Raw genomic sequence first — 20,534 nt, 5'->3', positions numbered from 1 at the left:
ACAAAGAAACGCTCAAAAAAGCATCCAATGTGATGGTTATCCATATATTGTGGTTAAGGATTTTAGATCCCACTAGATATAGTAGTCGAGAGATTTTAAGGATAAAACAAATACAAATGATCGAGATCAACCGAAGGGTAAAAAGTAAATTTAACCGCTCAAAAATGATTCACAACTCACAGCAAATTTTTAGCGCCTTTTCCACATTGAAGTCACGGTTGTTATACGCACCACAAACAAGGATAATAGCGGCTCGTTCCGCTGCATCTTATTTAAATGACTGAATATTTGTTGTTATTAATCAGTACCGTACTGGTTAACAATTTTGTGCTGGTTAAGTTCTTGGGTTTATGCCCATTTATGGGGGTGTCCAGCAAAGTAGAAACCGCCATCGGCATGGCCTTAGCAACCACTTTTGTGCTTACCCTTGCGTCAATGAGCTCCTATTTAGTAGAACAATACATATTGTTGCCACTAGATATTGTTTATCTGCGCACCATGAGTTTTATTTTGGTTATTGCCGTTGTGGTTCAGTTCACCGAGATGTTTGTGCAAAAAGCCAGCCCTGCACTGCACCGTGTATTAGGCATTTACCTGCCTCTTATCACCTCTAACTGTGCAGTATTAGGTGTGGCGCTACTAAACATTAATGAGCAGCATGATCTATTTGAATCAATTATCTATGGTTTTGGTGCAGCAGCTGGCTTCTCGCTAGTGTTAATTTTGTTCTCAGCAATGCGTGAACGCCTTGTGGTAGCAGATATCCCTCTACCTTTTAAAGGCGCGGCGATCGCCATGATCACAGCAGGGCTTATGTCTTTAGCCTTTGTCGGTTTTACTGGATTAATTAAGTAGTATGTTTAGATGTTAGAAGCACTTATTGCCATCACCCTTCTAGCCTTGGTATTTGGTGGAATACTGGGTTATGCAGCAATCAAATATAAAGTTGAAGGCAACCCCATTGCCGATCAAGTGGAAGCACTGCTACCTCAAACACAGTGCGGACAATGTGGTCATCCTGGTTGTCGGCCCTACGCTGAAGCCATAGCCAACGGCGAAGCAATAAACAAATGCCCACCAGGCGGCGAAGAGACTGTAGTAAAACTAGCAGAATTGCTAGGCGTTGAAGCGATCCCTCTGGATGAGTCAGCCGTAAAAGAAGATGACCGTAAGAAAGTGGCCTACATCGTAGAAGATGCGTGTATCGGTTGTACCAAATGCATTCAAGCTTGCCCTGTAGATGCCATTATGGGCGCAAATAAACATATGCATACGGTTATTACTAAAGAATGTACCGGGTGCGAGCTATGTGTGGCGCCCTGCCCAACCGATTGTATTGAAATGCGCCCAATACCAACAACAACCAAAAACTGGGATTGGAAATTGAACCAAATAGATGTCGCAATCATCGAGGAACAAAAATAGATGGTGGCGTGGTTAGACAAAATTAAACAAGGTTTTACTTGGAACTACCAAGGTGGTGTCCACCCAGAAACCAATAAGCAGGATATCAACTGTGGTAAGCCTGAACTAATCAACTTGCCTAACGAGTTAAGCATACCTGTTCAACAGCATATTGGCAGCGCGGGCAAACTACTCGTAAAAGTTGGTGATAAAGTATTGCGCGGACAAGCCTTAACCGAATCTCAATTCTTTCAAGCGCCACCAGTCCATGCTTCCCTTTCGGGTGAAATCATTGCGATTGAACCAAGAATTTCTGCGCATGCTTCAGCCATTCCTGAATTAAGTGTCGTCATTCAAGTAGACAAAGAGCAACAAGACGCACAATGGCCTAGCCCCCTGAGTGATGAAGAATTAAACCCCGAAGCTATTTGCCAACGCGTTCATTTATCAGGGATATCCGGCATGGGCGGCGCTGGCTTCCCTACTGCTTTGAAGATTACTCCGCATAAGCCTTTAGACGTACTGATTATAAATGGCGCCGAATGCGAGCCCTATATTTCGGCTGACGATTGCTTAATGCAGAACTATGCAGCGGAAATTATCGGTGGTGTGGCCTTACTGCAAAAAGTACTCAAGCCAACGCTTACCATAGTTGCCGTCGAAGATGATAAACCTAAAGCCATTAAAGCGTTAGAAGCGGTTGGCAATCAAGATATCATCATTCGAAGCATCCCTACCAAATATCCCTCTGGTGGTGAAAAGCAGCTCATCCAAGTGCTTACAGGAAAAGAAGTTAAAGCTAACCAGCTACCTATTGACCTAGGCATGCTGGTGCAAAATGTAGGTACTGCCTACGCTGTACATCAAGCTGTAATGCTAGGCGAACCGCTAATTTCTAGAGTTGTCACCCTTGCCGGTGATCTGGTCACTAGTCCTAGCAATTACTGGGTGCCAATTGGCACAGCAGTAAGCGATGTGATCAACAAAAAGCTACAGGGTGAGCCTAACACGCCAACCATTATGGGCGGTTCGATGATGGGCTTCATGCTCCCTAGCAACCAAGCACCGGTAGTAAAAACAACTAACTGTCTGATTGTTAACAATCCGATGGCAGCTGAAAACGAATCACCGTGTATACGTTGCGGTGAATGTGCTCAAGCCTGCCCGATGGGTTTACTACCTCAGCAGTTATATTGGTACGCTAAAGGGGACGAACTAAACAAAGCGCGCGATTTCAATATAATGGACTGCATTGAATGCGGAGCCTGCGCCTTTGTTTGCCCAAGCGAAATCTCTTTGGTACAACACTACCGAACAGCAAAAGCTAAAATACGCAGCGAAGACATCGCACAAAAAGAAGCCGATATAGCCAAACAACGCTTCGATGCACGCCAAGCTCGTTTAGAAAAAGACAAACTAGAACGTAAAGCGAAACACCAACAGGCCGCTTTGCGTAGACAAGCTCAAGCAGAAGACAGCGCTAAGCAAAATAAAACGGATCCTGTCGCAGCGGCCTTAGCAAGAGTCAAAAACAAACAGGCCGCCAGTCCAGCAGCAAAACAAGACGAGACTGGTGAATGGGTACCAGATAACCAAGCGGCCATAGCTGCTAGAGAAGCTCGCAAAGCTGAGCGAAGAGCTCAAAAAGAAGCCAATGAGACTAAAGCCAGCGCTAACCCGGCAGTCGCAGCCGCCATCGCACGGGCTAAAGCTAAAAAAGAAACAGATAACAGTGGGGCGATAAGCGAGTCTAAGCCTAGAGCAAACCCTGCAGTAGCAGCGGCTATCGCGCGCGCTAAAGCCAAAAAACAACAAAATCAAGATAACGAAACTACCGCTGAAGACAACACAATTGAATCTAGTAATCCAGCTGTGGCTGCTGCCGTTGCTAGAGCTAAGGCGAAAAAAGCACAAGCTCAGCAACAATCGGAACCAACAACCGCCACTAATCCCGCCGTAGCCGGCGCTGTCGCACGGGCTAAAGCAAAAAAACTAGCTAGCCAAGAGGCAAGTGCGGATCAAGCCAACAACAATCTAGATAAGCCTGCGGCTAAATCTTCAGCAAACCCTGCTGTTGCCGCAGCAATAGCCAGAGCTAAAGCAAAAAAAGCCGCGCTAGCAGCGGACGCGTCTGTTGATGCTGGTAAGGTAAACATTCAAGATGGTGAAGCTATTGAGGCCCCTCTTGCTAGTGAGCAATCGGTTCAACAAAATACTCAAGATAGTACTACTAGTAACAACACCGCTAAGGCTAAGGCCATCGCAGCAGCGGTTGCAAAAGCTAAGGCTAATAAGAAAGCGGAGGCCGCAACTGAAGCGCCCGCAAGCCCAGATAAGCCAGCCAAAAAAGTTAACCCTGCGGTCGCCGCAGCAGTTGCTCGCGCTAAAGCTAAAAAACTAGCAGAACAACAGCGCGAAGAGAAAGATACCAATGAATAGCACTAACATAAAAAGCTCACCTTTCGTTAGAAAGCCCTTAAAAACAAAAACATTGATGTTTTGGGTGATTCTTTGTCTTTTGCCAGGTTTATTAGTTCAAAGCTTTCATTTTGGAATAGGCACCATAACCCAAGTATTACTGGCATCTATGGTTGCGGTGCTAAGTGAAACCTTAGTGCTTATATTACGTAAGCGACCTATTTGGCCAACCTTAAGTGATAACAGCGCGCTAGTTACTGGCATTTTGATTGGTTTGGCACTTCCGGCCTATGCCCCCTGGTGGATTGCGCTTATTGGCAGTTTCTTTGCGATTGTGGTAGTTAAGCATTTATATGGCGGTCTTGGGCATAATATTTTTAACCCTGCTATGGCTGCCTACGTGCTTTTGTTAGTGTCTTTTCCAGTAACGATGACAAGCTGGATGCCTCCACAAAGCCTGTTAGTTGAAAGCTTATCTAGCATCGATGGTTTATCGCTCATTTTTAGTGGGTTTACCGTAGACGGCTTTAGCATTAAACAAATTGCCAGCATCGATGGCCATACCATCGCCACACCGCTTGATGAAATGAAAACACAACTTACTTTAGGTTTCACATCCAATGAAATATCAAGCCATGAGATTTACAGTAGTTTTGCAGGAATTGGCTGGCAATGGATTAATTTAGCCTACTTAGCAGGAGGTCTTGCGCTTATCTACTTAAAGGTGATTCGCTGGCATATCCCTTTGGCTTTTTTGACCACCCTATTCGTTTTGAGCCTACTTTCTGCAGCCATCAACCCTGATCATTCAATTCCAGTGCTGCTGCAGCTGTTTTCCGGCGCAACCATGATTGGCGCATTTTTCATATTGACCGACCCGGTAAGCGCAGCAACGAGCAACCTAGGTAGGGTTATTTACGCAAGCTTGGTTGCGTTATTGGTATTTGTTATTCGAAATTATGGCGGCTATCCAGATGCAATCGCATTTGCTGTATTACTCACAAATATGGCAGTGCCAATGATAGATCACTTCACCAAGCCCCGAGTTTATGGTTACGGCGAGGGAAATAGTAATGACAACTAAACGCCAATCAATGACTAAAAACGCGGGGATGTTGGCCCTATTCGCCTTTGCATGCACCTTGTTAGTGGTTATCGTTAATTACTTTACAGAGCCAAGAATTGAACAACAGGTTAAAGCGCAGCTGATTAGGTCAACTAATGAAGTCTTATCGGAAGAGGTAGCCAATAGTGCTTACCAGCAACGATGCATAGTAGTTAACGAGCCACAGTTTTTAGGTAACGATAAAGACCAAACCATCCGGCTAATTGAATTAAACCAAGAAACAGCGGCTTTCGTGTATCAAACCATAGCACCAGATGGTTACAGCGGAGAAATTCGCCTGCTAGTTGGTTTAAATGCAGACTCAACTATTAGCGGTGTGCGTGTTGTACAGCATAACGAAACACCAGGCTTAGGTGATAAAGTTGAAACCAGAAAATCAGATTGGATTTACCAGTTTAATGGACAACGTTTAATGGACGACAAAGATCCGCGTTGGGCTGTAAAAAAAGACGGTGGTCAGTTTGACGCCTTTACTGGCGCTACAATAACGCCACGTGCTGTCATTAAAGCGGTGAAAAACGTGTTGATTTATCACGCCACAAATCAACAAAGCATTAATGACAATGCGACGGATTGTTAAAGGAGTTATTTGATGAGCGAATATAAACAATTAGCTTGGCAAGGCCTTTGGAAAAACAATCCTGGTTTAGTTCAATTGCTCGGCTTGTGCCCTCTTCTCGCGGTTACCTCGACGGTAACCAATGCTCTTGGTCTGGGTGTTGCCACCATGCTGGTACTGATAGCCTCAAACACAACGGTATCACTCATTCGTAAATGGGTAGCTAAAGAGATCCGCATTCCCGTATTTGTTATGGTTATTGCATCCTTTGTTACCTGCATACAACTGTTAATGAATGCTTATACCTACGGCTTGTACCAAAACCTAGGAATATTCATTCCGCTCATAGTGACCAACTGCATCATCATCGGTAGAGCCGAGGCATTTGCTGCACGTAACAGTGTTAAGCCAGCTGCGTTCGATGGATTAATGATGGGAATTGGTTTTGGTTTGGTACTTGTTGCAGTAGGCGCAATTAGAGAGCTTTTAGGAAATGGCAGCTTGTTTTACGGAATTGAATTGCTGTTAGGCGAATGGTCGTCTTTTTTATATGTTCAAATCGTTGATTTTAACGAACACTTTTTGGTTGCAATACTTCCGCCGGGTGCATTTTTGGTGATGGGCTTTATCATCGCTTTTAAAAATGTCATAGATAACCGAGCTAAAACCAAACAAGCTGCGTCAGAAACCCTTTCAAACAATACTCAAAGCGCATGAATAAACAGAAAAGATTAGAAATCCTAACACGACTTAGAGATAACAACCCACATCCAACTACAGAACTAAACTTCTCTAGTCCATTCGAGCTGCTTGCTGCTGTATTGTTATCTGCTCAGGCCACCGACGTATCGGTGAACAAAGCTACCGACAAGCTTTATCCAGTTGCTAATACCCCTCAAGCTATTTTTGACTTAGGGGTAGACGAGCTTAAAACTTACATAAAAACGATTGGCTTGTTTAACTCTAAAGCAGAGAACTTAATAAAAACCTGCAAGATCTTGATTGAACAACACAGTGGAGAGGTTCCAGAAAGCCGAGAAGCCTTAGAAGCATTGCCAGGCGTTGGCAGAAAAACAGCCAACGTAGTACTAAATACTGCCTTTGGCTGGCCAACTATCGCAGTAGATACACATATATTTCGGGTTTCTAACCGCACCAAATTCGCCATGGGGAAAAATGTTGATCTGGTCGAAGAGAAATTACTAAAGGTAGTGCCAAAGGAATTTAAAGTAGATGTGCACCACTGGCTAATTTTGCATGGCCGCTATACCTGTGTTGCACGAAAGCCTCGTTGCGGCTCGTGTATTATCGAAGACTTATGTGAATTTAAAGATAAAATCGATTAAGGAAAGAAGCTAGCTAATAGCTGCTATATATCAGTACCTTAGATAAATTGAGTAAAGCGAGTTTATTGGCATTTACAGCAATGCCTGCTGAGATTCTTAATAAAATGTAAATACTGATTCAATTGAATGCCCATTTATCAAAATAGCGAATCATAATAAGTTTGCTCTTAAGCAATTCGGGAACTCCCGGTTGCAAAACCAGGAGAGCATAAATGAACAATGCAGCTGTAAACGTAAGCAGTCAATTAGAACAAGCCCAAGCTTTAACCCTACCCTCTAGACAAGAAATGCTTGCACGTTCCCCTTCTGTAAACACCTTCTGGAATAGTAACCAACAACTACTAGTTAGTGCATGGAAAGAGTGGGAAACCTCAAGCAATGGCTCGTTACTTGAGGCTAGTGAAACTCTAATAGATGAAAAACTACAAAGCGCAGTAAACTCAGCTTGGGATGACCCATCAACGGAAAACCTAGTTAAAGATTTGTGGCAAGAAGCAGCCCCAGGTGTATACACCGCACAGTTTTTTAAGCCTGAAAAACTTATTGAATTACGCCACTACCTAGATGGCGTAGCTACAGCAGGCATTCCTTTAAAGCCACCTTATGGAATAGTGCTAAATAGGCATGGGGCTATGCTTGACGAACGCTCTGAAGGCTACCTTGCTGCCCCTAGTTTTCAGGCGTTTTACCGCAAACTACTCGATAAGTATATGCGTCCAATCGCTCGCCTGTTGTTCCCTGAAGTATACGGATATGACAGCCAAACATTTGGTTTTTCTATTCAGTGGCAAGCAGGAATGGACACTTCATTAAGGCTTCATACCGACGCTTCATCGGTAACAATGAATATTAATATGAACTTGTCCGATGAAAAACTTACGGGCTCAGAAGTTGATTTTTATGATCCTATTACCGGAAGTATTAAAAGACTTTCTTTCGAACCGGGTACAGCGATGATTCATCGTGGCAATGTACCTCATGCTTCACAAGCAATACGAAGCGGTGAACGTTCTAACATGGTGCTTTGGTTATATGGCGACCAAATGCAAACGCCGTATGCCAGCAAGCAACAAAATCCAGTTTCTGCTAGGGAGCGTTGGAGTATACCTTCTGGGGTGCGTGACAGAAGTGCGCCGTTCTAAAGAAAAACGAAAAAGGTAGAGCAAGTTGCTCTACCTTTGTTTTTTATAGCAAATCTTTGCCTAACGAGATAACCACTCTTCGGTTTCGTTCTCTGCCCATGGTGTTGTCGTTACGGGCAACGTGCCTGCGCTCACCATGTCCGGCCACCTCAATGACACTTTCATCTAGCCCGCCAGACTTAAAGTAATCTTTAACCATGTTAGCGCGCTTTTCCGAAAGTTCTTGGTTAATCCACTTACCCCCGTAACTGTCGGTGTAGGCATCAACCAACACTACATCTATCTCTGGGTCATGTTTTACGTAATCACCAATAAGTTGCAAACGTTTCTTTGAACGCGGGGTTAATTCATTGCTATTCGATTGATAGGTTAAAACCGTAAAAGCAATATCGTCAAACGAGTACGGAAGTAAGCGCCCTACACATTTTAAAAAGTCGTTGTATTGGGTTTTAAAGTTGATCGAAGAGATGCCCACAGCTGTTGTATTATTGCTGGCGTACCAGTCATTAAAGTAAAAAGTAGGTACGTTACCGTCTTCCAACTCACTCAGCATTTGCCACGCTGGCTGGGCATTTACGTAACCATCAAATTGCTGATAAAAGGATAATTCGCTAATACGCTTAGAGCTTGCACCTGGCTTCCATTTCGGTGGAACACTTCGTAATGAGACTTGGTGAGTTTCTGCGGAAATCCTATACATATCCAAATAGAAATCTAGATTTACGTCTTTTGATGAGCGACTAATGAAACTCGCCACACCAAAAGACGGAATGAAATGATCCATTCTACATTCAATAGGCGTTTTATTTGACACAACCCAAGTTGAGTCGTCTAGCGATGCTGAATAATTGCGCACGTTTGCTTGAGCAGACATTGCGCTTAATGCCAAAGGCAGCAATAAGTAATGTTTCATTAGCAGAAATCCTCTCTTCTCCATAAATTATCGGCATCTAAGCGATAATCTTTAAAGCAAATTAGCGATTCTTTGCGGCTTTTGTAATAATGCGCGCTTCTAATATTAGTTACCCACATTATGACCATTACTGAACTCACGACCGAATTAATGTCTAGTCGATTTCGCGGCTACTATCCTGTAGTTATCGACATAGAAACAGCTGGCTTTAACGCTAAAACAGATGCGTTACTAGAAATTGCAGCTTGCTTGCTTAGCTTTAACGAACAAGGCGAACTTTATGTTCTAGAAAGCTTACAGTTTAACGTTGAGCCTTTTGAAGGCGCTAACCTAGAACAAGCCGCTTTAGAGTTTACCGGAATAGATCCTAATAACCCTTCACGTGGCGCAGTAAGCGAAGACTTTGCGCTGAAAGAGATGTTTAAGCCAATACGTAAAGCATTAAAAGCCCATGGCTGTAACCGGGCTGTAATGGTGGCTCACAATGCAGCCTTTGATATGGGCTTTTTTAACGCAGCAGTAGAGCGCTGTAATATTAAGCGTAATCCTTTCCATCCTTTTGTGAGCTTTGATACTACCAGTATTAGTGCCCTAGCCTTAGGCCAAACTGTTTTAGCCAAGGCATGTAAAGAAGCTGGCTTAGAGTTTAGCAACGAAGAAGCACACTCAGCACTATACGACGCGCAAAAAACAGCAGAGCTGTTTTGCCTGATTGTTAACAAGTGGAAGAACCTAGGCGGTTGGCCCCTACCAAAACCAGATCAAGATGAGAATCAATAATCGATGATTACTAATCCTGTTGTATTGGCGGTTTGCTTAATGTTGGTACTAAGTTTACTGCGTGTAAATGTAGTATTAGCTTTATCGATAAGTGGAATTATTGGCGGGCTTTTATCCGATTTAAGCTTGACGGAAACTATAGCCGCTTTTGAGGCCGGTTTAGGAGATGGCGCTAATATCGCTTTAAGTTATGCTCTTCTTGGTGCGTTTGCTGTTGCCATTGCCAGAAGCGGCTTAACCGATATGATTGCTAACAAGATTGTACGTTTAGTAAATTTGCATAAAGATCAGCACCTTTCTTTGGTGAAGTGGATGATGCTTGGCGCCATAATATTAATGGCAGTAAGCTCGCAAAACTTGGTTCCAGTGCATATCGCCTTTATTCCAATATTAATCCCGCCCTTAATCGCTGTATTCAATCAACTAAATATGGATAGGCGAATCATTGCATGCTGTATCACTTTTGGTTTAGTCACCACTTATATGTGGCTACCTTATGGCTTTGGCAGCATATTTTTAAACCAACTGTTACATGGCAATATTTTGTCGGCGGGCTTAACGATTGATAAAAGCCAGTTACCCATTGCTATGACAATACCAGCCCTAGGAATGGTGTTAGGTCTACTTACAGCCATATTTTTTTCTTATCGGCAGCCAAGAACTTACCAAACAACGATCAATACTAGTGATCAACCCTCGAGCGAAATACAAACTAGCCCCCTAAAAACCGTTTTGAATATCACCATTATAATCGTTGCCTTAGTGGTAAACGTTTATACTGAGTCGATCATTATGGGCGCTTTAGCCGGCTTCCTACTGCTCACTACCGCGTCAGGCTTAAAACCTCAGAATAGCCAAGACTTGTTTGTTGAAGGCGTTAAATTAATGGCCTTAATTGGATTCATTATGATTGCAGCAAATGGTTTTGCCGGCGTAATGAAAGCTACTGGTGGCGTACCAGAACTAGTAAATAGTGCTCAAAGTATACTTGGTGATAACAAGGCATTTGCTGCAGCAATGTTGTTGCTAATGGGATTACTAATTACTATGGGAATAGGTTCATCATTTTCAACCATTCCCATAATTGCCGCTATATACGTTCCGCTAGCTCTCTCGCTAGGTTTCTCTGAGTTAGCAACAGTTGCCTTGGTAGGAACATCAGCAGCACTTGGAGATGCAGGCTCGCCAGCTTCAGACTCTACACTAGGCCCGACTGCAGGCTTAAATAGTGACGGCCAGCATGACCACATATGGGACACCGTTGTACCCACATTTTTGCACTTCAACCTACCACTGTTGGTTTTTGGTTGGATAGCAGCTATTGTTCTATAGAGCTAACAAACTGTTTTAATTACACATTGCACGTTTAACACCGGAATACGAATTGACTGAATCAGCCCTAAGCATTGAAAAACTAAAACCTAACTTTTCGCTAGAGAACATAAACCCAACTAACGACATTCAGTGGTCGAGTTTATTACCTATAGCAAAATCTAGTTTTGACCACTTTACTCACGCCAATAATCATCAACAAGTTATGGTTTGTCAGGCCCCTAGTTTTTTCAATTTGCATTCAGTACTCGCAGACTTTGCTAAAGACCTTAATATTGAGCAAAAAGCTTACGCCTTAATATTTAACCTTACCCAGCCACAGCGCCCTTATTGTGTTGAGCTTTCACAAAAAGCCCAACAAGCTTTTGAGCAAACTATGCTGCAGATTGAAGATTTGCTAAACAAAGATTTTGGCTCAGAACTTTTAGCCAAAGAGATAGGTGAAGAATTAACGTTTATGGAAGAGTCTCAATCCGACTCCCTTAGCAAAATTCTAAAAGGACTTAACCAAGCGCAGGTTCCTGAGCAAGTATTAAATATCATCAAACAACTATTTGAATACCTTGTTGAGTTACCTTCTTTCACCACGATTCAAAAGTTCTATAAGACTTGGCTTAATAAGCCAACATTAAATTATTGTTACGAATTCACTAGAGCAACTATTTTTGGCCAATATCTTGCTCAACCAGCAACTCATAATGCAGATTTGGTTGAGGTAAATTTAGGGGCTATTCATCATTCAGCTTCCGGGATACTGGTGTTAAATGCTGAAGATATTCTTGCAGAAGCAAAGCTTTGGTTTGAACTAAAAGCTAGTTTAACTACCTCAATTTTTTCGTGGGATAAATTGCAAGGTGAAAAGCTAACTAGCCAACCTCAACATTTGTCGGTAACGACCAAGTTAGTACTTATTGGTAATGCCAATGCCATTGCCGATTTATATGAGCTCGACCCAAGTATAAAAAACCTAGGGCTTTTAGAAACAGAACTGCCATTAGAAGTAGAAGCAAGCTCAACCAACATCAATTTGTATTTGAGCCACTTAAATGGTGAGTTAGATCAACGCGGCTTATCCAGCTTAACACCGGAGCTCTACGAATGCGTTTTGAACTACGCAGCTAAGCTTTGCGAGCATCAACAATATTTAAGTCTAGATGTACAAGAAATAATTACGCTACTTCTGTCACTACAACTCAATCAATTTGCAGCAAACAGTCAAGGCTTTACCCAAGCTCTAAAACACTTAAACCATAACGTTAACAACCAGCAAAAGTTTAGTGATCTCTCCTATAGAGAAAAACAAACCAACATTTGTTTAAGTGGTGAGCAAGTTGGCCAAATAAATGGTTTATCGGTTATCGACTTCGCTGGCTTAGGTTTATCATTTGGTGAACCCATCAGAATAACTGCAAATGTGTTTCAAGGTGACGGCGACTTTAACGATATAGAAAGAAAAGCAGAACTAGCAGGGAATGTTCACGCTAAATCAATGATGATCATTCATGGCTTTCTAAATCAATTGTTTGCCTCTGAGCATCATTTCCCTTATTCCGGCAACGTAGTATTTGAACAGTCTTATCATGAAATAGATGGTGACAGCGCTTCTCTCGCATCAGCCTTGGCTTTACTAAGCGCTATCTCAAAGCTTCCCATTCAGCAAAATACCGCAGTAACCGGCGCCTTAGATCAAAAAGGCAATGTGTTAGCCGTGGGTGGCATAAACGAAAAGATCGAAGGTTATTTAAGGGTTGCCCAACTTGTTAAAACTAACCAGCCTATCCGGGTAGTAATACCGGAAGCCAACCTTAATCAACTGAATCTTTCGCAAGAGGTTTTAAACGCGGCTGAGCAAAAACAACTAAGCATTTTTGCTGTTTCTACCATTAGCCAAGCGGTGCCCTATTTGTTCAATCTGCCTGCTGGCGACCTACTCGATGAAGAAAGTGTTTACGGAAAAATTAACAAATTAATCAATCTACCAAACGATGAACCTGGTTTAATTCGCTGGCTTTTGAAGAAAGTATCTGACTTATTCAAGTTTTAGCGAAATTTTCGGACATCGGACTTGTTTAGCTTACACGTGTTAGCTAAAGTATCGGCAAATTTTTTAAAGGTATAATTCATGACTCAGGTTTCGCAAAAAGAACTAGGTAAAACTAGCTATGAACGCCAAGAATTGCTTGATTGCAGCCAAGGCCTTTTATTCGGTGAAGGAAACAGTAAGTTACCCGCACCAAACATGCTAATGATGGACCGCATTCTAAAAATCACCCACGAAGGTGGTGAGTTTGGCAACGGCGAAATCGTTGCTGAGTTAGACATTAACCCTGATTTATGGTTTTTTGACTGTCACTTCCCTGGCGACCCGGTAATGCCTGGTTGCTTAGGCTTAGACGCAATGTGGCAGCTTGTTGGATTTTTCTTAGGTTGGAGTGGCGGTCCGGGTAAAGGGCGAGCTTTGGGTGTTGGCGAAGTTAAATTCACTGGCCAAGTATTACCTACAGCTAAGAAAGTCACCTACCGCATTCAGATGAAGCGTGTAATTATGCGTAAATTAGTTATGGGTATTGCGGATGGCATTGTAGAGGTAGATGGTCGTCAGATTTACTCAGCAAATGATTTGAAAGTAGGTTTGTTTACCGACACTTCAACTTTTTAGTACTCCTAATACGCTGATATTAAAAAGCCCTATTTATAGGGCTTTTTTTATTTAGTTATTGTCTAATCCTGAAACGCGTTCTTCAACAGCCTCACGCCACCCACCGTACCAATGACCTCTTGCGTCTGCTCCACCATACGGACAGGTCTCTTTAGACCTTCCTGATAACCCTGCTTGATAACCTTTGGCATGCGCTCTTTCTAAACGATCGCGTTTTTGTCTTTTCATAGACTTCTTCCTCATCAAGATCAGAAAACAAATCAGGAGCCCACTTGGACTCCTGATCTACTATCGCTTATCGTTTTTAAAAGATCAAAAACTAAATTTTTAAGTATTCGCTAACTAATTGATATTTTTGTTGCACTAAAAAGACAATTTATCTTTTTATGAAACGCCTCACAAAAACAACAGGTAAGAGCAGTAAGCCTAACCACAAGCTAGAAGCCCCTTTACGTTCATACTTCACTTCTTCTATTTGCGGGCAAGTTGCTAAGTCATCTATATCTGTCACCGCAGGGTTTCTTACCAATTTAAGTAACACCGCACGAGGATTTACTCCATTAATAAACTCTTCAGCACTTTCATAGTGATAACCGTTGGCAAATATTTCACCTTCATCATTAATATGAGTTGCAAACTCGAACCGGTACAGCGGTATCTGTGGCGTTCCGTCTTGCTCATAACAGGTTAATTGATTAAGCGTCCAGGTGTATGTCTTGTTACCTTCTAGGTAACGATTGTAATCTAATAAGATACCCGTTTGTCTACGTGTAGTACCATTATAAGCTGGCTGTTCTTCACTATCCCCATCTCGCCAACCTACGATTAAACCGCTATTATTGATATCGCTGAATTCGCTGTTAGCACCAGAAAATGGTTTGTTACGTAATGGCCAATTTACCTCTTGGTATGTTTCTGAATTTTCATCACCATCATATACAAAACCTTCTACCGGACGGTTACGTGATTTAACTTCTACGTATCGCAAATTACCGACAATTAAGTTGGCGTCGTTTACTGAATTTGCCCAAGTATGGGATACGGAGTCTTCAAACTTGTCATTATCACCATCAATCCGAATATTTGGTATTTTATTTAGACTATAAGTACCATCACCATTGTCGGTATAGTAAGTAGCGCGGCCACGTGAACCGTTAGTGCTGTCATAGACATCATCTGAAGATATACCTACTAATATCTCGTTATTGGCATCTTTTACCAAGTTAAAATCTGGAGCATTGCCATAACGAGAACGAACGTAGCCTTCAACTAGTTGTTGCCCAACTACTTGCTCTCCATCTATTGCGTCTGTAATGTCCCATACCCATGCTTGAGTATCAAAACCTGAACAACGGTAGTAGTTTTCTCGGTTACCTGTTTGACACTCACCAAAGCTGTCGCTATTGGAATAACTGACACTACCTATGCCAATAACAAGGGTACGGCCATCTTTTTCGATAATTTGTAAGCCTGATGATAACCCACCTTTATCATCTTCTTGCTCGCCACTACTGTTGTTAAAGGCTGTTGGTAGCAAAGTAACTTTAGCTTGGTCGCTTAAGCGCAAAGCAAACCCACGTTGAATAAAGTCCCTTGTATAATTTCCACCATTAGGATTGCTAAATGGCGCTGAGTCGTAGCCTACAGCCCAACCTAATTCACTATTGATATCATTCACTCGTGTATCAGTTGTGTAGTCACTGTTAGCAATATCATCGAAAACATAAAGTTTTTCGTTAATGGTATCCCAAGTAGGCAACGGCGGCAGGTTCTTGCCATCGGTATGCATCCCACTAATATTTCGATTGGCTAAGAAAGAGAGCACATTAGATTGGTACAAAACGGTTCTTTGTTCTCTTAAGCGTTTACGATAGGTATCGTAAAAACTATTATCTCCGTAGAAGAACAAGTCACATACTTCGCTAGCGTACTGGCAGCCATAGTCAAAAGTGGTTCTGTCGGAAAAGTCGTAAAAGCGAAAAGCACTTCTAAAAGTTTGAGCACTACCCGCTACATACTCCCCATCATTACTTGCGGCAGTAACAACTAGGTCACCATTAGCTTCGACAAGTCCGTTACTGGTTTCTAGTGGAATTTCTTCTATAAGATAATAGGATTCGGTTTGTGCTGCTTGAGCAAAGCTAGCAGACAATACTAAAGGCGCGAATGCCATTGCTAAAGAGCGTTTCATCATAGACTTCTTCATGAATTTTTTAGTTCTTCCAATTCTTCCCAGCGCATAAACAGGTCTTCTAAACTCTGCTCTGCTTTGGCTAAATCATTTAAAGTATTTTGAACGACGTCTTGTTCTAAATTAAAGAACTCAGGTTCATTTACTTTACTTTGTAATTCTTCTACTTGCGCCTCGGCAGCTTCCAATTTTTCGGGTAGCTGGTCAAGTTCCAGTTTCAATTTATATGACAACTTCTTCGATTGTTTTTGGGCTCGCTGACTAGAATCAGTTTTCTCAACAGCTTTTACAACAGGCGCTTTTTGCCGGTTTTCTATGTAATCTGCTACTTCAGAATATCCGCCTACATAGCTGTCTACATTACTGTTTCCATCAAAGAACCAAACATGACTTGCTGTATTGTCGATAAAGCTTCTGTCATGGCTAACCAATAACACTGTTCCTGGATATTGGCTTACCAACTCTTCTAGTAACTCCAGCGTTTCGACATCCAAATCGTTGGTTGGTTCATCTAAAACCAACAAATTGGCTGGTTTCAAGAATAATTTTGCCAACATGAGTCGATTTTTTTCGCCACCAGAAAGCGCTTTAACCGGAGTAAATGCGCGTTTAGGGTGAAATAAAAAGTCTTGTAGGTACCCCATTACATGGCGTTTATTACCGTTGATTTCAATTTCTTGTTTACCGCCAGCTAAATTATCTAGCAAGGTTTTTTCTGGGTCTAGCTCTTGGCGATACTGATCGAAATAAGCAACATTGAGATTAGTCCCTATTTTTAGCTTGCCTGAGCTTGGAGTTAACTGCTCAAGTAACAACTTGATAAGGGTTGATTTTCCACAGCCATTGCCTCCAACCAAGGCAATTTTGTCGCCTCGCATTACCAGTAAATCTAGCGGAGAAATAATAGGATAAGCATCATCAGGGTAACCGAAACTTAATTGTTCGGCTTCAAATACAATCTTTCCTGAACGCAAACCATCGTCGATTTGCATATTGGTAGTACCTTGGCGATTAACGCGTTCACTGCGTTCATTACGCATAGCTTTAAGCGCTCTAACTCGCCCTTCATTACGGGTTCTACGCGCTTTAATACCTTGACGAATCCAAGCCTCTTCTTCAGCCAAACGTTTATCGAACAAAGCATTTTGCTCTTCTTCAACACGTAGCCACTCTGCTTTACCATCTAAGTAGGCATCGTAGTTGCCGGGCCAGGAGGTAAGCACACCACGGTCTATGTCTACAATTCTGGTGGCGATTTTACGAATAAAAGCCCTATCGTGACTAATAAACACAATAGGGCCTTTAAAATTAAGCAAAAACTCTTCTAGCCATTTGATGGTATTAATATCCAAATGGTTAGTCGGTTCATCAAGCAGCAAAATATCTGGATCACCTGCCAACGCTTTTGCTAACGCAACCTTTCTTAGCCAACCACCGGATAGGCCTTGCAAAGGAGCTTCTCCATCTAGCTTCATGGTTGTGAGAACTTGTTGAATTTCGTTATCAAATTTCCAGCCGTCTACAACATCTATCTCATGCTGTATTTGTTGCATACGTTTTAATTCGCGTTCACTGGAGTTTTCATTGATATTCGACGTTAAGTGGTGAAACTCGCTGAGCAATTTACCGATATGTGGTTTGCCTTCAGCGACGTAATCAAAAATACGTTGCTCACTCGCCTCAGGTGGATCTTGCTGTAATCGGGTGATGACAACGTCATTAACTAGTTGACGTTGGCCTGAGTCTAACTGAATAGCGCCTTCGATCACTTGCAACAAAGTGCTCTTGCCAGCACCATTACGGCCAACTAGACATACTCGTTCAGCTTTGTTTATTTGCACATTTGCTTTGTTTAACAGTGGCGTGTCGCCATATGCCAAAAAAGCGTCTTGTAAGTTTACTAACACGCACAACTCTCTATAAATTGTTCTAACTGGCTCGCGTCAAAAGGCCAGTTAATTCTTTGTTGACTGGGTTCGTGACACAACACAGGAATGCTATAACGGTATTGCTCGACTAAAGACTCGTCTTCGATTATGTCTTGTTCTTTTAGCTCATTAATATTGGGGTTAGCTAAAATTAACGCACGAGCATCTTCGCAAAGATGGCAACCATCAGTACTATATAAAACCCAAGTCATACAACTATTCCTTGTGTATCATCCAACAATTATGAATTTGTTTATTACGTTCAAAATCAGGCGATAAAGACTGACTTGAAATGTTCTTAACTTTAAGCCCCAGCTTTGCTAAGGCTTCTATATCCATTTTGAATTGGCGTCTATTGTTTGAGAAAATCAACTGTCCGCCCGGATTAAGCAAGCGCGAAACCGAGCCCAACAAATCAACGTGATCTTTTTGTATATCAAACACTTCATCCATCTTTTTTGAATTTGAAAAAGTAGGCGGATCGAGAAAAATCAAATCCCAACGTTGTGATATTTGTGTTTTCAGCCAAGCCATACAATCAGCACGAATAAACTCATGTTTGCTAATCGGAAGCTGGTTTAATCTAAAGTTATCTTTTGCCCAGTTTAAATAGGTATTAGACATATCTACAGTTGTAACTTTAGAAGCCCCACCAAGCGCTGCATGAACCGAAGCTGAGCCCGTGTAAGCGAAAAGATTGAGAACCTTTTTACTTTGGCTATGTTGTTGAATGTAATGCCGCATGTTCCGATGATCCAAAAACAAACCAGTATCTAAATAATCGGTAAGATTGACGTAAAACTGAGCGCCATATTCTTGAACAACAAAACGCTCTTTTTCGTCGCTATTGCGTTCATATTGCTGGCGCCCTTTTTGTTGAGCACGTTGTTTAATTACTAACTTATCGTTAGCTACTAAATCACTTTGTAAAAGCCCGGTTAGCAAATCCATTAAACGACGACGCGCTTTTGCGGGTTCAATACTCTTTGGAGCTCGATACTCTTGTACAATCACATAGTCGTCGTAGCAATCTACAGCCACATTGTATTCGGGTAAGTCTGCATCATATAAGCGGTAACAAGTTATGTTGTCTCGCTTGATCCATTTCTGCAGCTTTTTCTTGTTTTTAAGCAATCGGTTTACAAAGTCTTCCGCATATTTACGTTGCGTGCCCTGCCCACCTTCACCAATTTGGTAGATTTTCAGCACACAGTTAAGTGCACCATTTAAAAACTTATATTGCTTGTCACTACGCAAGCGCAGATAGTCGAGAAGTTCTGGAGCGGCGGTAAATAGCGACAAGCGCCAGCCAGGATAGTTTTCGCGTACGCTCGCACCAAAGGATAAGAATAAGCCGATAAGCTTAGTTAGTTCGCCGAGACGTTCACCATAAGGCGGATTAGACAAAATAAGTCCGGGCTCACTAGGCGCGGCTGGCAGATTCGCAGCATCATGAACATGTACTGAAATAATGTCACCAAGCCCAGCGCGCTCAATATTCGATTTAGCTAAGGTCACCATGCGACGATCAATATCGTAGCCGATTAGACGTTGCTTACAATTTGCTAAGCCATATTGGGCTCTGGCTTTGGCATCGTTTCGAATATCTTGCCAAGCAGAAGACGCAAAGTTGCGTAAGCGCTCAAAGCCAAATTGTCGGTTTAAACCAGGGGCAATGTCGGCTGCTTGCATAGCCGCTTCAATCAAAATTGTCCCGGAACCACACATTGGATCAATCAGATATTTTTCTTGCCAGTTGCTACGAACCGCTAAGGCCGCTGCAAGGTTTTCTCTGACTGGTGCTTCACCCTGTTCTAAACGATAACCACGTCTGTGAAGGGCTGCGCCAGATAAATCAATTGAAATGGCTAAATGTTTACCCGCTAAACGAACCACTATTCGCGCGTCTTCGTCGGTTTTAGCCACATTGGGGCGAACGCCTTTCAGCTTATTAAATTGATCAACGATGGCATCTTTTACTTTAAGCGCACCAAACTGGCTATTGTCTATATAGTGGTTTGTTCCACTACAATGCACAGAGAATGTTTGGTCTACGCTAAAGTACTTATTCCAACGTACTAAATAGGCAGCTTCATATAGCTCATCAACATTTTCTGCTTGAGTCTCTACTAAGCGCAACAATATGCGAGAGGCAACACGTGACCACATACAAATTTTGTAGGCGGTTGGCCAGTCACAACTAAAGCTAACACCGGCTACTGTTTGTTTGCAGTTTTCTGCACCCAGCGCGGTAATTTCATCTAAACATAAGCTTTCTAAACCTTTAGCGGTCGAAGCGAAAAAATCTGCCATTTCGATACTCTATTTATTTAACCCGTGGATTATACCTGTTTTGCTAAGGATCAGTAGTAAAAGCCTCATTCGGATAAATAATCGGCACTTGGATAATTAAAACAAATAATCTCTTGTATTATCACTACTCTGTGCGTACTATGCGCTCCGCAATAACGGACGCGGGATGGAGCAGTCTGGTAGCTCGTCGGGCTCATAACCCGAAGGTCGTTGGTTCAAATCCGGCTCCCGCAACCAATTCTTTATTTAAGAATTGCTTAGTTCGAATAGCTAAGCCAACTAACTATTCAAATCACTTAACTACTTTAGTTAAGACCGGACGCGGGATGGAGCAGTCTGGTAGCTCGTCGGGCTCATAACCCGAAGGTCGTTGGTTCAAATCCGGCTCCCGCAACCAATTCTTTATTTAAGAATTGCTTAGTT

General features: G+C 42.3%; 18 protein-coding genes and 2 tRNA genes. 14 read left to right on the top strand and 6 right to left on the bottom strand.

Annotated elements, in window-relative coordinates:
* Positions 1–276 precede the first annotated feature (276 nt).
* The 8 genes from rsxA to LQZ07_RS13075 all read left to right on the top strand — a co-directional run bounded on the left by rsxA (position 277) and on the right by LQZ07_RS13075 (position 7,995).
* A complete protein-coding gene (gene rsxA, locus LQZ07_RS13110; protein WP_016401451.1) occupies positions 277–855 on the top strand; it encodes an electron transport complex subunit RsxA in 579 nt (192 codons plus the stop codon).
* A gap of 9 nt (positions 856–864) precedes the next feature.
* Positions 865–1,425, top strand: a complete 561-nt coding sequence (gene rsxB, locus LQZ07_RS13105; RefSeq protein ID WP_016401450.1) for an electron transport complex subunit RsxB — start codon at positions 865–867, stop codon at positions 1,423–1,425.
* Positions 1,426–3,843, top strand: coding sequence for an electron transport complex subunit RsxC (gene rsxC / locus LQZ07_RS13100; RefSeq protein WP_152784941.1), 2,418 nt, complete (start codon positions 1,426–1,428; stop codon positions 3,841–3,843). It abuts the gene before it with no gap.
* On the top strand, positions 3,836–4,906 hold the full coding sequence (gene rsxD / locus LQZ07_RS13095) for an electron transport complex subunit RsxD (RefSeq protein ID WP_152784943.1): 1,071 nt from the start codon (positions 3,836–3,838) through the stop codon (positions 4,904–4,906). Before rsxC ends, rsxD begins: the two co-directional genes overlap by 8 nt.
* Positions 4,896–5,528, top strand: a complete 633-nt coding sequence (gene rsxG / locus LQZ07_RS13090; RefSeq protein WP_152784945.1) for an electron transport complex subunit RsxG — start codon at positions 4,896–4,898, stop codon at positions 5,526–5,528. Before rsxD ends, rsxG begins: the two co-directional genes overlap by 11 nt.
* Positions 5,529–5,540: 12 nt before the next feature.
* Positions 5,541–6,224, top strand: coding sequence for an electron transport complex subunit E (locus LQZ07_RS13085; RefSeq protein WP_152784947.1), 684 nt, complete (start codon positions 5,541–5,543; stop codon positions 6,222–6,224).
* The gene (gene nth, locus LQZ07_RS13080) at positions 6,221–6,853 is read left to right on the top strand and encodes an endonuclease III (protein ID WP_152784949.1); all 633 of its coding nucleotides are present in this window, start codon (positions 6,221–6,223) and stop codon (positions 6,851–6,853) included. Before LQZ07_RS13085 ends, nth begins: the two co-directional genes overlap by 4 nt.
* A 212-nt stretch (positions 6,854–7,065) precedes the next feature.
* A complete protein-coding gene (locus LQZ07_RS13075; protein WP_152784951.1) occupies positions 7,066–7,995 on the top strand; it encodes a 2OG-Fe(II) oxygenase in 930 nt (309 codons plus the stop codon).
* 43 nt (positions 7,996–8,038) lie between these two features.
* On the opposite strand, the gene LQZ07_RS13070 is transcribed toward LQZ07_RS13075, so the two are convergent.
* Positions 8,039–8,908: an OmpA family protein gene (locus tag LQZ07_RS13070; RefSeq protein WP_152784953.1), complete on the bottom strand. Its 870-nt coding sequence runs from the start codon at positions 8,906–8,908 to the stop codon at positions 8,039–8,041.
* Between the two features lie 120 nt (positions 8,909–9,028).
* Here LQZ07_RS13070 and rnt point away from each other — a divergent pair, with 120 nt between their 5' ends.
* From rnt to fabA, 4 genes are all read left to right on the top strand, one after another.
* Positions 9,029–9,688 (top strand): ribonuclease T, encoded by a 660-nt coding sequence (rnt, locus tag LQZ07_RS13065; RefSeq protein ID WP_152784955.1) that lies wholly within the window; start codon positions 9,029–9,031, stop codon positions 9,686–9,688.
* A gap of 3 nt (positions 9,689–9,691) precedes the next feature.
* Positions 9,692–11,020: a Na+/H+ antiporter family protein gene (locus tag LQZ07_RS13060; protein WP_152784957.1), complete on the top strand. Its 1,329-nt coding sequence runs from the start codon at positions 9,692–9,694 to the stop codon at positions 11,018–11,020.
* 52 nt (positions 11,021–11,072) lie between these two features.
* Entirely contained in the window at positions 11,073–13,064 is a 1,992-nt protein-coding gene (locus LQZ07_RS13055; RefSeq protein WP_152784959.1) for an AAA family ATPase, read from the top strand.
* A 78-nt stretch (positions 13,065–13,142) separates the two neighbouring features.
* Entirely contained in the window at positions 13,143–13,679 is a 537-nt protein-coding gene (gene fabA, locus LQZ07_RS13050) for a bifunctional 3-hydroxydecanoyl-ACP dehydratase/trans-2-decenoyl-ACP isomerase (RefSeq protein ID WP_016401438.1), read from the top strand.
* A 51-nt stretch (positions 13,680–13,730) separates the two neighbouring features.
* Here fabA and rmf read toward each other — a convergent pair whose 3' ends face one another.
* From rmf to rlmKL, 5 genes are all read right to left on the bottom strand, one after another.
* Entirely contained in the window at positions 13,731–13,907 is a 177-nt protein-coding gene (rmf, locus tag LQZ07_RS13045) for a ribosome modulation factor (RefSeq protein ID WP_084681792.1), read from the bottom strand.
* Between the two features lie 148 nt (positions 13,908–14,055).
* Entirely contained in the window at positions 14,056–15,885 is a 1,830-nt protein-coding gene (locus LQZ07_RS13040) for a DUF3466 family protein (RefSeq protein WP_152784961.1), read from the bottom strand.
* Positions 15,882–17,777, bottom strand: coding sequence for an ABC transporter ATP-binding protein (locus LQZ07_RS13035; protein ID WP_249483132.1), 1,896 nt, complete (start codon positions 17,775–17,777; stop codon positions 15,882–15,884). Before LQZ07_RS13035 ends, LQZ07_RS13040 begins: the two co-directional genes overlap by 4 nt.
* Positions 17,771–18,010, bottom strand: a complete 240-nt coding sequence (locus tag LQZ07_RS13030) for a glutaredoxin family protein (protein ID WP_016401435.1) — start codon at positions 18,008–18,010, stop codon at positions 17,771–17,773. Before LQZ07_RS13030 ends, LQZ07_RS13035 begins: the two co-directional genes overlap by 7 nt.
* A gap of 4 nt (positions 18,011–18,014) precedes the next feature.
* Positions 18,015–20,111 carry a bifunctional 23S rRNA (guanine(2069)-N(7))-methyltransferase RlmK/23S rRNA (guanine(2445)-N(2))-methyltransferase RlmL gene (rlmKL, locus tag LQZ07_RS13025; RefSeq protein ID WP_152784965.1) on the bottom strand — a complete coding sequence of 699 codons (2,097 nt, stop codon included), beginning with the start codon at positions 20,109–20,111 and terminating at the stop codon, positions 18,015–18,017.
* Positions 20,112–20,271: 160 nt separating this feature from the next.
* Here rlmKL and LQZ07_RS13020 point away from each other — a divergent pair.
* Positions 20,272–20,348: transfer RNA gene (locus tag LQZ07_RS13020), tRNA-Met, on the top strand.
* A gap of 83 nt (positions 20,349–20,431) precedes the next feature.
* A tRNA-Met gene (locus tag LQZ07_RS13015) sits at positions 20,432–20,508 on the top strand.
* Positions 20,509–20,534: the final 26 nt, after the last annotated feature.

This window comes from Agarivorans sp. B2Z047 (assembly GCF_023373605.1).
Classification (GTDB): Bacteria; Pseudomonadota; Gammaproteobacteria; order Enterobacterales; family Celerinatantimonadaceae; genus Agarivorans; species Agarivorans albus.
This window is presented reverse-complemented; position numbering and strand designations above follow the sequence as displayed.